The sequence below is a fragment of the Pseudomonas sp. HP_14 genome (assembly GCF_055283875.1).
The window spans coordinates 105527-118861 of sequence record NZ_JBTOQI010000004.1 but is presented as its reverse complement, the minus strand read 5'-3'; the positions used below and the strand labels follow the sequence as shown (position 1 = coordinate 118861).

Below are 13335 nucleotides of genomic sequence, written 5' to 3'. Positions count from 1 at the left end.
ATCAAACCTGTGCGATCCATTTACGGTGTGTATGGATCGACATCAAAACCCCAAAGGCTGACAGCAGCGTCACGAGCGAAGTTCCTCCATAGCTAATGAAGGGCAACGGCACACCCACGACCGGCAACAGGCCACTGACCATACCGATGTTGACGAAAACGTAAACAAAAAATGTCATCGTCAACGCGCCAGCCAGCAACTTGCCGAACAATGTCTGGGCTTGAGCCGTGATCACCAGACCGCGTCCGATGAGCAGCATATAGATAAGCAACAGCGCGCAGATCCCCACCAGACCGAACTCTTCGCCCAGTACGGCGATGATGAAGTCGGTATGGCTTTCCGGCAGGAAGTCCAGGTGTGACTGGGTACCCAGCAGCCAGCCCTTGCCGAATACACCACCGGAACCGATAGCGGCTTTGGACTGAATGATGTTCCAGCCTGTGCCGAGCGGATCGCTCTCCGGGTCGAGAAAGGTCAGCACGCGCTGCTTCTGGTAGTCGTGCATGATGAAAAACCACATTGCAACCGACACCGGCACCGCAGCAGCAATCACGCTGATAATCCAGCGCCAGCGCAGGCCCGCCATAAACATCACAAACGCACCCGACGCGAGGATCAGCAGCGATGTCCCCAGGTCAGGCTGACGAACGATCAAGGCAAACGGCACACCGATCAACGCCAGACTGACCGCCACATGCTTGAGATGCGGCGGCAGAGATCGCTTGGACAGGTACCACGCAATCGTCGCGGGCATGATGATCTTGAGAAACTCGGAAGGCTGAAAGCGAATCACGCCGGGGATATTGATCCAGCGGGTCGCACCCATGGCGTTATGGCCCATGACATCCACGACGACCAGCAACAGCACACCCACCACATACAGCACGGGCACCCAGCGGGCCATGAAGCGCGGCTCGAACTGAGCAATGATCACCATAGCGACCAGACCGATACCGAACGAACTCGCCTGCTTGATCAGCAGATCCCAGTTCTTGCCACTCGCCGAGTACAGAACGAACAGGCTGCCTGCCGCCAGGGTCAGCAGCAAGACCAGCAAAGGACCGTCGATATGGATACGCTGCAAGAACGTCGCGCGACGACGCATCACGTCTTCACTGGACAAAATGCGGTCGAAATTACTCTTCACTGGCACTGGCTGCGGCCTCCACGGCTTGAGCGCCGCCATATTCAGGTTTCAGTGTTCCGTTGGGGTTTAGCAGCCAGGCATCCATTACCTGACGGACCACAGGAGCTGCGACCCCCGAGCCCGACTCGCCGTTTTCCACCATGACCGAAACAACGATTTTCGGGTCGTTGGCCGGCGCGAAGCCTACGAACAGTGCGTGGTCGAGGTGACGCTCCTGAACCTTGGAGCGATCGTATTTCTCGCCCTGCTTGATAGCGACGACCTGTGCGGTACCACTTTTGCCCGCAATCAGGTATTGAGCGCCAATAGCCGCCTTGCGCGCAGTCCCCCGAGCGCCATGCATAACCTGCTGCATGCCGTGGTTGACCTTGTCCCAGTCGGAGGGATTGCGCAGCACGATGTTAGGCATCGGATTGTCATCGACCGGCTTCTCGCCCTCAATGGTCTTGGCCAGATGCGGCCGGTTCCACACGCCTCTATTGGCAACCAGCGCAGTCGCCTGGGCCAACTGCAGAGGTGTTGCCTGCATGTAGCCCTGGCCGATCCCGAGAATCAAGGTTTCACCCGGGAACCAGGCCTGACGGCGGGTCGCACGTTTCCAGTCGCGGGACGGCATCAGGCCCGGCGACTCTTCGAACATATCCAGAGACACTTTCTGTCCGATGCCGAACTTGTTCATGTAGGAAGAAAGCCGATCGATACCCAGCTTGTGGGCCAGATCGTAGAAGTACGTGTCATTGGAGCGCATGATCGCGGTGTCCAGATCCACATAGCCATCGCCAGTGCGATTCCAGTTACGGTATTTATGATCGTAATTGGGCAATTGGTAGTAACCCGGATCGAATACACGGCTTGAAGCCGTCACGACCCCGGCATCCAGCCCGGCAATCGCCACGGCCGGTTTAATCGTCGAACCCGGCGGGTACAAGCCCCGCAGGATCCTGTTGAACAGCGGTCGATCGATGGAATCACGCAACTCGGCGTAAGCCTTGAAACTGATACCGGTTACAAAAGGATTAGGGTCGAAGCTCGGCGCACTGACCATCGCCAGCACCTCGCCGTTTCGCGGGTCCATGGCCACAACCGCACCACGCCGCCCTGCGAGCGCGGCCTCAGCCGCCTCCTGAAGTTTGATGTCCAGACTGAGCACGATGTCCTTGCCCGGCACCGGATCAGTTCGCTTGAGCACGCGCAATACGCGACCTCGGGCGTTGGTTTCAACTTCCTCGTAGCCCACCTGACCATGCAACTGGTCTTCGTAGAAGCGCTCGATGCCGGTCTTACCGATGTGGTGGGTACCACTGTAGTTAACCGGATCAAGGTTCTTCAGCTCTTTCTCGTTGATCCGTCCCATGTAGCCCACCGAGTGCGCAAAGTGCGCACCCTGAGGGTAATGCCGAACCAACTGCGCCACGACTTCCACACCCGGCAGGCGGAACTGGTTCACCGCGACACGGGCTATTTGCTCTTCGGTCAGTTCGAACAGGATCGGTACCGGCTCAAAAGGCCGACGCCCCTGCTTCATACGCTTTTCGAAGATCAACCGGTCATCCGGCGTCAGCTCCAGCACCTCGACGATGGTGTCCAGCACCTGCGCCCAGTCACCGGAACGCTCGCGGGTCATGCTCAGACTGAAACTGGGCCGGTTATCGGCGATAACGACGCCATTGCGGTCGAAAATCAAGCCACGGCTTGGGGGAATCGGCTGCACATGAACCCGGTTGTTCTCCGACAGTGTGGAGTGATAGTCGTATTGGATGACCTGCAGGAAATACAGCCGGGCGATCAACACGCACACCAGCAAGACAACAGCCACAGCCCCGACCACAACGCGACTACGCACCAGGCGTGCGTCTTTCTCGTGGTCTTTTAGGCGGATGGGCTGAGACATGAGGGCGCGATGCTATTTGTGATAAGGATGCCCGGACAGAACTGTCCAGGCACGATAGATCTGCTCACCGATGAGGATGCGCACCAAGGGATGCGGCAACGTCAGGGGTGACAACGACCAGCGTTGCTCACTGCGCGCACAGACTTCCGGTGCCAGCCCTTCAGGGCCGCCAACCATCAGATTCACTGTGCGCGAATCAAGTCGCCAGCGATCCAGCTCCACCGCGAGCTGCTCGGTACTCCATGGTTTGCCGTGCACTTCGAGGGTCACGATCCGCTCACCCGGTTGCACTTTTGCCAGCATGGCCTCGCCTTCCTGACGGATCAGACGGGCCACGTCGGCATTTTTGCCACGGGTATTAAGCGGAATCTCCACGAGTTCGAGTGCCAGCTCGGATGGCAGACGTTTGGCATATTCATGCCAGCCCTCCTCCACCCACTTAGGCATGCGCGAACCAACGGCAATCAGACGCAGACGCACAATGAGACCTTATTCGCTTTCGTTACCCGGAGTGTGGTGTGCAGCGCTTGCAGCGCGGCTCTGCTCGGCACCCTGCCAGAGACGTTCCAGGTCATAGAACTGACGTGCGGCGGCGGTCATCATGTGCACGATAACGTCGCCCAGATCGAGCAGAACCCAATCGCTTTCGCCTTTGCCTTCTTCGCCCAGAGGCTGTGCGCCCTTGGCTTTGACGTTCTCGCGAACCTTGTCGAGCATCGCGTTGATCTGACGGTTGGAAGTACCGGTAGCGATAACCATGTAGTCAGTCAGGCTGTGCTTGTCTTTCACGTCGATGACCAGGATATCCTGGGCTTTAACGTCTTCCAGAGCAGCTTTGGTCAGTTCAACCAGTTCTTCGCCGGAAATATTGTGTTTTTGCTTGGTCATATAAAACTCATTCAGTTCAATTGGGACCACGGTACAGCCCGTGCTCCTCGATGTAGGCCAGTACGGCGTCTGGCACCAGAAAACGTACCGACTTACCGCTGGCCAGCAGTTGGCGGATCTGGGTGGCAGACACCGATAAAGGCGTCTGCCAGACGAATGTAATGTGTCCGCCCGGCCCCTTCAGGGCCTTCGGATCGCTGACCGCGCGGGCCGCCAGCAGGTTGCGCATGGCATCCGGCGACTCGCTGTCTGCGTCCGGGCGCTGTAGCACCACTATATGGCAGTGCTCCAGCAACTCCTCCCAACGATGCCAGGTGGGTAGCCCGCAAAAAGCATCCCAGCCCAGCAACAGGAACAACTGATCCTCTGCGGCCAGTTCGGCGCGCATCGATACCAGGGTGTCGATGGTGTACGACGGTTTGTCCCGCTTCAGTTCACGGTCATCCACCGTCAAGGGCGTCACACCGGCCACTGCACACTCGACCATCGCTAGACGGTCTTCTGCGCTGACACTCGGCATGTCGCGATGAGGAGGCCTGGCGCTGGGCGTCAGGCGCAACTCATCGAGTTCAAGCAGCGCAGCAACCTCAAGGGCGCCGCGCAAGTGACCAATGTGTACCGGGTCGAACGTGCCGCCCAGAATACCAATACGTTTCGGCAAGGCCGTATCGGCCTCGACTACAGCATCCGCAGGCGTTGCCGCGTGCTGCACAGGTTCGCTCAAGTCAGGCTGGCTCCTGTCCGCGCAACTGGCCATCGCCGATCACGATGTACTTCTCGCACGTCAGACCTTCCAGACCTACCGGGCCACGGGCGTGCAGCTTATCAGTAGAAATACCTATCTCCGCACCCAATCCGTATTCGAAGCCATCGGCAAAGCTGGTTGGCGCATTGACCATTACCGAACTGGAGTCAACTTCAGCCATGAATCGGCGAACCTGCCCCTGATGGTCGGAAACGATCGCGTCACTGTGATGCGAACCATAATGGTTGATGTGTTCGATGGCCTGATCCAGGCCGCTCACGATACGGATCGACAGAATCGCCGCCAGATACTCGGTGTGCCAGTCTTCTTCGGTCGCAGGAATAACGTCGATCAAATCACGGGTACGCTCACAGCCACGCAGCTCCACGCCCTTTTCACGGAACTGAGCCGCCATCAATGGCAGGAAATCCGCAGCGACGGTCTGATCGACCAGCAGCGTTTCCATGGCACCGCAAATCCCGTAACGGTAAGTCTTGGCATTGAACGCGATGCGCTGGGCCTTGGGCAGGTCGGCATGGGCGCTGACATACACATGACAGATGCCGTCCAGATGCTTGATTACCGGAACCCGCGCATCACGGCTGACGCGCTCAATCAGGCCCTTGCCGCCACGAGGCACGATCACATCCACGTATTCAGGCATGGTGATCAACGCGCCAACCGCCGCACGGTCAGTAGTTTCCACCACTTGCACCACAGCAGCAGGCAGCTCGGCTTCCGCCAGACCGCGCTGCACACAGGCAGCAATTGCCCGATTGGAGTTAATCGCTTCGGAGCCGCCACGCAAAATAGTGGCGTTACCTGACTTCAGGCACAGACTGGCAGCATCAATGGTCACGTTCGGACGCGACTCGTAGATGATGCCCACAACGCCAAGCGGTACGCGCATCTTGCCGACTTGAATACCCGACGGCCGAAAGCTCATGTCGCGGATCGCGCCCACCGGATCAGGCAGGTTCGCTACCTGACGCAGCCCGACGATCATGCTGTCGATACGTGCGGGGGTCAGGGCCAGACGCTCCAGCATGGCCGGTTCCAGACCGTTGGCGCGACCTGCGGCGAGGTCAAGATCATTGGCGGCGGACAACTCGGCGCGAGCCTCATCCAGAGCAGCGGCGGTAGCAAGCAAGGCGCGGTTTTTCTGCGCAGTGCTGGCACGGCCGATCACTCGCGAAGCTTCGCGGGCGGCGCGACCCAGGCGGGTCATGTAGTCAAGAACGGACTCAGTCATGGTCTCAGAGGTCTTGGCAGTGAAGAAAGCGGCCGATTATAGCTGTCGGGCGACGCTAACGACAGCGGTGACAGGCGGATGGTCGATAACGGGGTGAAATAGGACGAAGGTTTTATCTGCGGGAGATCGCCTTGTATCCCTGACTCAGCGCTGCCGCACACCAATCAGAGTACATGTAGGAGCTGCCGAAGGCTGCGATGGCGGTGTGTCAGATCAAATGCTTCGCAGCCTTCGGCAGCTCCTACAGATGCAAGCACAAGTTTTGAACCATCACATTCAGCTGCAATTAAGCCGGGCGTTGATATCATCAATGCCCGCCTTCTTTGTGTAACCAGACATGCCAACCGCCCTGCCCGACAGCTTTTTCAACCGTGACGCACAGGTTCTGGCGCAGGCGCTGCTGGGCAAAGTTATTCGGCACAAGGTCGGCGACTTGTGGCTGGCCGCCAGGATTATCGAGACCGAAGCCTATTACTTTGCCGAAAAGGGCAGCCACGCATCGCTTGGCTACACCGAAAAGCGCAGGGCCCTGTTTCTCGACGGCGGGCATATCTATATGTACTACGCGCGCGGCGGAGATTCGCTTAACTTCAGCGCCGAAGGGCCGGGCAACGCGGTGCTGATTAAATCAGCGCACCCTTGGGTCGATGCCATATCGGATGCCAACAGCCTTGCCCGAATGCAATTAAACAACCCTGACGCCAGCGGCGCGCTAAGGGCGCCCGAGCGTTTGTGCGCAGGTCAGACACTGCTGTGCAAGGCGCTAGGCTTGAAAGTACCGATGTGGGATGCGAAACGTTTCGATGCAAATTTGTTACTCGTAGAAGATGTCGGTCAAACGCCACCCCGTATCATCCAGACCACGCGACTGGGCATACCTCTGGGCCGTGATGAACACCTGATGTACCGCTTCGTCGACCCTGAATACGCTCGATTCTGTACACGGAACCCGCTGCGACGCGGTCAGGTCGAAGGGCGCGACTACTTTTATCTCGATCAAGGAAACTGAACCATGGGCCAATGGCTCGACAGCATCACCGGCTGGCTGGCGGTCAATCCGTCGTGGCTGAGCGTGGCTATTTTTTTGATCGCGTTCGTCGAATGCGTGGCGATTGTCGGCATTATCGTACCGGGTACGGTTGTGTTGTTTGCCGTGGCGGCGCTGGCGGGCAGCGGGATTCTGCCGCTGGGTGAGGTTCTCCTGCTGGGTTTCGTCGGAGGCCTGCTCGGCGATGCGGTTTCCTACTTCATTGGGCGCCACTTTCACCAGAACATACGGCGTCTTCCGGGTCTTCGTACCCACCCGGAATGGATCGGCGGCGCAGAAACCTACTTCCAGCGCTACGGCATCGCCAGCCTTCTGGTCGGGCGCTTTATTGGTCCGCTGCGTCCGATGCTCCCCATGGTCGCGGGCATGTTCGATATGCCTTTCCCACGGTTCGCCGCAGTCAGCGTGGTTGCGGCCGCAGGCTGGTCGATTGCTTATCTGTTGCCGGGCTGGGCTGCGGGTGCAGCTGTGCGCCTGCCATTGCCTGACGGTTTCTGGCCTCAGGCCGGCATCGTCGGGGGCAGCCTTGCCGTGCTGATCGGGGTGGCTATCCAGACCAGCCTGCGCAGCAAAAAACACGCGACCGAGATCATCGCTGCGACCAGCGCGGTTCTACTCGCCGCCATCTTTTTCGGCTGGCCGCACCTGACCCAGCTCGATAACGGCATCATGACCCTGATCCAGGAACACCGCAGCACGGTGGTCGATCAGTTCGTCATCGTGGTCACCGGCCTCGGTGATTTCCGTACCCAGTTCTATGCCGCCGCCTTGCTGCTGATCCTGCTGGTTGCTACCCGGCAATGGCGTCACGCCTTGTTTGCGGGCATCACAACACTGGGCACGGCCTGCGCCAACGGTGGAATGAAATGGGTGTTCGCACGCCAGCGTCCGGAAGTGCTGCTTGAACCGTTGACGACCTACAGCATGCCGAGTGGACACAGCTCTGCAGCGTTTGCGTTTTTCATGACACTGGCAGTATTGGCCGGTCGCGGCCAACCGGTGCGGTTGCGACTGACATGGCTGATGCTGGGCGGGCTTCCGGCGATTTCGATCGCGATGTCCCGGGTCTATCTGGGTGTGCACTGGCCGACTGACGTACTGGCCGGGATGCTGCTGGCGTTCACGCTCTGCGCGATCAGCCTGAGCCTGGTGCAAAGACAATCGTCGCTGCCTGCCTTGCCTGTAAAAATCTGGTGGCTGGTGTTGCCATCCCTGGTGGCACTGTTTGGCGGTTTCGCGCTGTATTCGCTGCCGCATGCCGTGCTGCGTTATCAGTACTGACTCTGAGATGGATTCCCTGTAGGAGTGAGCTTGCTCGCGATGGCGTCAGCACAGGCGATATGTTCATCGACTGTCAGATCGAATCGCGAGCAAGCTCACTCCTACAGGCCCGAGTTTGCAGCCCGACACATGGCCTCAGTCACGCCTGAAGATCGCCCTGCATTTCATCGAGCAGGTCCTGAATAGCATCGAGACGATCCTCGGGGTCGTCGATTTCAAGCAGCTCGATCTTGTCCTCTTCGGTAAACGGCAGCAGATACGCCAGTTGATTGGCTAACGACCACTGACCATTGGCCTTGAGCCCCATGTTCAACGCCTCCACCATAGGGTGTTCGGCCAGGGCGGCCAGCAGCGCCACCAGGTCAGCGTCTTCCTCCTGAAGCGGCCGCTCCTGTGGTTCATCCAGCCACTGCACCTTAGCGACCAGCAATTGATCGCGCTGAGTTTCAGCGCTGAGTACCCGGAACCGTCGTCCGCCTTCAACGCGGATCCCAAGCAAGCCGTTGTCCTGGCTCTGGAAGTCACGCACCAGCGCCTCACAACCGATCAATGAATAACCGCTGGGGGCATCGCCGACTTCCCCGCCCTCCGTGATGCACACGATGCCGAAACCCTCGCCCTGCTTCATGCAGCGCCCGATCATGTCCAGGTAGCGCGCCTCGAATAGCTGCAGATCGAGAATGCACCCCGGAAACAGCACAGCGTTAAGTGGAAACAACGGCAATGTCATACACATGCACCTTTAAACGACCAAAGACACCGCCAACGGCAGAAACAAAGCCGTAGCGACACCCATCAAACTCATCCCCAGTGCAGCGAACGCACCGCACTCCTCGCCTTCCTGCAATGCAATCGAAGTGCCGACTGCATGCGCTGCCAGCCCCAGCGCCATGCCCCGGGCAGCTGGATTATCGACCCGCGCCAGCGTCAGCAGACCCGGCCCGAAGATGGCACCCAGTACACCGGTAATCAGCACAAACACCGCAGCCAGTGCTGCAACACCACCGATCTGCTCGGCAACCAGCATGGCAATAGGTGAGGTCACCGACTTCGGCGCCATGGTCATCAGAATCATGTGATCAGCACCGAACCACCAACCCAGCAGCAGGCACAGGCCGGTAGCGAAAACGCCACCCACTACCAGCGTAGTTAAGGTCGGCCATAACAACTGACGAATTCGGCGCAGATTCAGATAAAGGGGAACCGCCAGGGCCACGGTAGCCGGACCGAGCAGGATACTTAGAATCTCGGTGCTCTTGCGGTACTCGGCATAGGTCACACCACAACTGATCAGTACGCCAATCAGCACCAGCATTGAGATCAACACTGGCTGGAGGAACACCAGACGAGTCTTCTCATAAGCGGCCAGCGCCAATTGATAAGCCCCCAAAGTGATTGCGATACCAAATAGCGGATGATGAATCACCGACATCCCGGCGCCATACCAATCAAGCGTCATGATGGCTCCTGGCACGAGCCTGACGCTCGATCAACTTCTGCATGAGCCAACCGGCAAAGGTCAACGCAATCATCAGCGACAGCACCAGCGCACCGACAATCGCCCAGAAATCTTCGGCGATGGCGGCGGCGTAGACCATCACCCCAACCGCCGGTGGCACCAGCAGCAACGGCAGGTAACGCAGCAGACTGCTGGCGGCCTGACTGATCGGCTCGCTGACTTCGCCGCGCACCATCAGGAACGCCAGCAACAGCACCAGGCCGATAATCGGCCCGGGCAAAATAGACAAGATCAAATGATTCAGCGCGGTGCCGAGCAGTTGAAACAGCACCAGCCAGGTCAGGCCCCTTAGCAACATAGAACGCTCCAGCAAATTCGCGGGGCCATTATAAGCACCTTGTACGGCTATGGGCGGGCATTCGCGACGCTGCGCTTCCTTGACCAATCCCACACTCTCTGCTGATCTTGGTGTCGCAAGCACAGGCAAAATCCTACGCATTAAAAAGCAAAAAGCGACAACAACATCGAAGACAAGGAGAGTGAGAATGCCTTTTGTACCCGTTGCAGAGCTCAAGGACTACATTGGCAAGGAGTTGGGACACTCCGATTGGCTGACCATCGACCAGGAACGTATTAATTTATTCGCCGAAGCCACCGGTGACTTTCAGTTCATTCATGTCGACCCGGTCAAGGCTGCCCAAACGCCATTTGGCGGGACCATCGCCCACGGTTTTCTGTCGCTGTCATTGATCCCCAAACTGATGGAGGATCTGCTGGTGCTCCCCGAAGGTTTGAAAATGGTGGTGAACTACGGCCTGGACAGCGTCCGTTTCATCCAGCCGGTAAAAGTCGACTCACGCGTTCGTCTAAAAGTCGCACTCACTGACGTGACCGAGAAAAAGCCCGGCCAATGGCTGCTCAAAGCCACGGCCACACTGGAAATAGACGGTCAGGAAAAACCTGCTTTCATCGCCGAACCTTTGTCGATGTGCTTCGTGTAACACTGCCAAAACACGAAACAGTCATTACTGACTGTTTCGTCGCCAATACTCGCTACGGCATACTCCCTGCGGCTGTGCATAGAACGTCCTGATCGTCGCCTGCACGCCTGAAATCATATTGTTCGGGATTGACCATGCGCGCGCTTGTTCCTCTGGCTCTGACTATTCTTCTCGCTGGCTGTGGCGACGGCGAACCGCTGTCACCTCCCGACGCTCGCCTGCCAGACGGCGGGCGCTATCGTGGCGACGTGGTCAACGGTTTGCTGCAGGGCCAGGGTCGCATCGACTACCCCAATGGCAGCTGGTACGCAGGCGACTTCCAGAACGGCCTGTGGCAAGGCCATGGGGAATGGCATGCCAGTAACGGCGACACCTATAAAGGTGGTTTCGCCAACGGACTTTTCGATGGCCAAGGCACGCTGGTCACCACCGGCGGCGTTTACGTCGGCGGCTTCAAGCAAGGACGACGCGACGGTGAAGGCACACTCAAAGAGAAGGGCCTGACGTATCGCGGTGCGTTCAAGGCTGATCAATACGATGGGCTGGGCCGAATCGAACTCGATGACGGCAGCCAGTATCAAGGCATGTTCTCCCGTGGCAAACCCAACGGCGAAGGCTTGCGCAGCGACGCCAGCGGGAACCAGTTCAGTGGCAAGTTCGTCAACGGCAAACTGGAAGGCAACGGCAGCTTTACCAGCGCCGAAGGCGACCAATACGTTGGCGGCTTTCGCAACAATCAACTGGATGGTCGCGGCCGTTACGAAAACAGCGACGGCGATGTCTGGGTAGGCCAGTTCAGGGCCGGCGCACTGAACGGCAAAGGCGAACTGATCGGAGCCGATGGCAGCCGTTATCAGGGCGAGTTCACCAATTGGCGATTTACCGGACAGGGCCGTTTGAAGCTTGCAGACGGCAGCACCTACGTCGGGCAATTCGCCGATGACGTCTACCAGGGTCAAGGCGTCCTCACCCCGACTCAAGGCAGCGTTCAAAGCGGAATCTGGGCCAACGGCCAACTGATACGCGATGCCAAGGGCAAATTGCTCCCCGACACGCTGGAGGCGGGCTTGCTGGCCCAAGGCTCGCTGCTGGAGAAATCACTGGCAGCCGTTCCCAACTCAACACCCGCACTGGAGCTGTTCAGTCTGGTGGTCGGCGGTGACGGGAAACAAAGCGTGTTCCTGCGTGAGGCCGATTACGTGAATAACCTGCTGGGTTCGCGTTTCGGTGCCTTAGGACAAATCACGCTGGTCAACCATCGCGACCACATGATTGATCGCCCGCTTGCGACACGGGAAAGCATCACTCGCGCGGTAAAGACTCTGGCGCAACGGAGCGGGCCGGAAGACCTGGTCTTCATCTACCTGACCAGCCACGGTACTTCCGAGCATGAACTGGTGCTGGATCAGCCACGCCTTGAACTGGCCGACCTGCCCGCCGATGAACTGGCAGAAGCGCTGGCCCCACTGAAGAACCGCGACAAAGTCATCGTCATTTCAGCGTGCTATTCAGGCGGCTTCATTCCTGCGCTCAAAGATGACCGCACACTGATCATGACCGCCTCCCGTGCTGACCGGGTTTCCTTTGGCTGCTCGGAAGAAGCTGACTTCACTTATTTTGGCGATGCACTATTTGCCAAGGCGCTGGTCGAAACCGATGACCTGCAACAAGCCTTCAGCGACGCCAAAGCATTCGTCGCAGAACGTGAAGTTGCAGATAACTATGAAGCGTCTGAGCCGCAGATCTGGGCACCCAAGGGCGTCATTGCGCGCTGGCAATTGCTACGCAAGAACCAGGCGGAACGGGCCCTGAACACCGCGATGATCCGCAAGGAAGCGAAGACTGCTGCAAGCCACTAAGCTGTCGGTATCAAGGGAGAATTTCATGTACTTGACGCCTCAACATATCCTGCTTGCGGGAGCTACCGGGCTCACCGGCGAACACTTGCTGGATCGCCTGCTCAACGAACCCACCATCACCCGGGTACTGGCACCGACTCGCAGGCCAGTACCTGAGCACTCCCACCTGGAAAATCCGGTCGGCGAACTGAGCGGTTTGCTGCCCGGCTTGAGTGGTCAGGTGGATATCGCTTTCTGCTGTCTGGGCACGACTATCAAACAGGCAGGTTCACAGGATGCGTTCAAAGCGGTCGATCTGGACCTGGTCGTAGCCTTTGCCAAACGCGCGAGAGAGCTGGGCGCGCGGCATCTGGTGGTCATCAGCGCTATCAATGCCGACCCTTCATCCGGCGTGTTCTACACCCGTATCAAAGGCGAGATGGAACAGGCGCTCATCGCTCAGGACTGGCCGCAACTGACCATCGCCCGCCCTTCATTGCTGGTGGGTAACCGCAGCGAGCAACGTTTGGCAGAACAACTCGCAGCGCCGCTGGCCAAGTTGATCCCCGGTAAATACGGGGCGATTGAGGCATGCACCCTAGGCCGGGCGTTATGGCGACTGGCGCTTGAAGAGCAGTCAGGCGTACGGATTGTGGAGTCGGATGAATTGCGGCGGCTGGGGAAGTGATTTCCTGAAAACCAATGAGTTCTCTATAGGAGCTGCCGAAGGCTGCGAAGAAGTCTGCCTGACACACCGCTTCGCAGCCTTCGGCAGCTCCTACAGG

Annotated in this window: 14 protein-coding genes; 5 read left to right on the top strand and 9 right to left on the bottom strand. The window is 58.5% G+C overall.

The window, feature by feature from the left end:
• Position 1: 1 nt before the first annotated feature.
• From rodA to ACYASS_RS04750, 6 genes are all read right to left on the bottom strand, one after another.
• A complete protein-coding gene (gene rodA / locus ACYASS_RS04775; RefSeq protein ID WP_162874186.1) occupies positions 2 to 1105 on the bottom strand; it encodes a rod shape-determining protein RodA in 1104 nt (367 codons plus the stop codon).
• Positions 1106 to 1136: 31 nt separating this feature from the next.
• A complete protein-coding gene (gene mrdA / locus ACYASS_RS04770; RefSeq protein ID WP_243247824.1) occupies positions 1137 to 3038 on the bottom strand; it encodes a penicillin-binding protein 2 in 1902 nt (633 codons plus the stop codon).
• Positions 3039 to 3050: 12 nt separating this feature from the next.
• A complete protein-coding gene (gene rlmH, locus ACYASS_RS04765) occupies positions 3051 to 3518 on the bottom strand; it encodes a 23S rRNA (pseudouridine(1915)-N(3))-methyltransferase RlmH (protein WP_122662457.1) in 468 nt (155 codons plus the stop codon).
• Between the two features lie 9 nt (positions 3519 to 3527).
• Entirely contained in the window at positions 3528 to 3926 is a 399-nt protein-coding gene (rsfS, locus tag ACYASS_RS04760) for a ribosome silencing factor (RefSeq protein ID WP_243247823.1), read from the bottom strand.
• A 16-nt stretch (positions 3927 to 3942) separates the two neighbouring features.
• Complete coding sequence (nadD, locus tag ACYASS_RS04755; RefSeq protein ID WP_463585317.1) at positions 3943 to 4587, bottom strand: nicotinate-nucleotide adenylyltransferase; 645 nt, start codon at positions 4585 to 4587, stop codon at positions 3943 to 3945.
• 64 nt (positions 4588 to 4651) lie between these two features.
• A complete protein-coding gene (locus tag ACYASS_RS04750; protein ID WP_243247822.1) occupies positions 4652 to 5923 on the bottom strand; it encodes a glutamate-5-semialdehyde dehydrogenase in 1272 nt (423 codons plus the stop codon).
• A 337-nt stretch (positions 5924 to 6260) separates the two neighbouring features.
• On the opposite strand from ACYASS_RS04750, the gene ACYASS_RS04745 reads away from it, so the two are divergent.
• Positions 6261 to 6932 carry a DNA-3-methyladenine glycosylase gene (locus tag ACYASS_RS04745; protein ID WP_463585262.1) on the top strand — a complete coding sequence of 224 codons (672 nt, stop codon included), beginning with the start codon at positions 6261 to 6263 and terminating at the stop codon, positions 6930 to 6932.
• Positions 6933 to 6935: 3 nt separating this feature from the next.
• Positions 6936 to 8252 carry a bifunctional DedA family/phosphatase PAP2 family protein gene (locus ACYASS_RS04740; RefSeq protein WP_463585261.1) on the top strand — a complete coding sequence of 439 codons (1317 nt, stop codon included), beginning with the start codon at positions 6936 to 6938 and terminating at the stop codon, positions 8250 to 8252.
• Between the two features lie 139 nt (positions 8253 to 8391).
• Here the strand turns inward: ACYASS_RS04740 and ACYASS_RS04735 are convergent, their stop codons facing one another.
• The 3 genes from ACYASS_RS04735 to ACYASS_RS04725 are packed head-to-tail and all read right to left on the bottom strand — an operon-like array spanning position 8392 to position 10069.
• Positions 8392 to 8982: an LON peptidase substrate-binding domain-containing protein gene (locus ACYASS_RS04735; RefSeq protein WP_463585260.1), complete on the bottom strand. Its 591-nt coding sequence runs from the start codon at positions 8980 to 8982 to the stop codon at positions 8392 to 8394.
• Between the two features lie 12 nt (positions 8983 to 8994).
• Complete coding sequence (locus ACYASS_RS04730; protein WP_463585259.1) at positions 8995 to 9711, bottom strand: LrgB family protein; 717 nt, start codon at positions 9709 to 9711, stop codon at positions 8995 to 8997.
• The gene (locus tag ACYASS_RS04725; protein WP_243247817.1) at positions 9701 to 10069 is read right to left on the bottom strand and encodes a CidA/LrgA family protein; all 369 of its coding nucleotides are present in this window, start codon (positions 10067 to 10069) and stop codon (positions 9701 to 9703) included. The genes ACYASS_RS04730 and ACYASS_RS04725 overlap by 11 nt, the downstream gene beginning before the upstream one ends.
• A gap of 187 nt (positions 10070 to 10256) precedes the next feature.
• Between ACYASS_RS04725 and ACYASS_RS04720 the strand changes: the two genes are divergently transcribed.
• From ACYASS_RS04720 to ACYASS_RS04710, 3 genes are all read left to right on the top strand, one after another.
• On the top strand, positions 10257 to 10712 hold the full coding sequence (locus ACYASS_RS04720) for a MaoC family dehydratase (protein WP_463585258.1): 456 nt from the start codon (positions 10257 to 10259) through the stop codon (positions 10710 to 10712).
• A gap of 134 nt (positions 10713 to 10846) precedes the next feature.
• Complete coding sequence (locus ACYASS_RS04715) at positions 10847 to 12571, top strand: C13 family peptidase (RefSeq protein ID WP_463585257.1); 1725 nt, start codon at positions 10847 to 10849, stop codon at positions 12569 to 12571.
• Positions 12572 to 12596: 25 nt separating this feature from the next.
• On the top strand, positions 12597 to 13238 hold the full coding sequence (locus ACYASS_RS04710) for an oxidoreductase (RefSeq protein WP_243247814.1): 642 nt from the start codon (positions 12597 to 12599) through the stop codon (positions 13236 to 13238).
• The last annotated feature ends 97 nt before the right edge of the window (positions 13239 to 13335 follow it).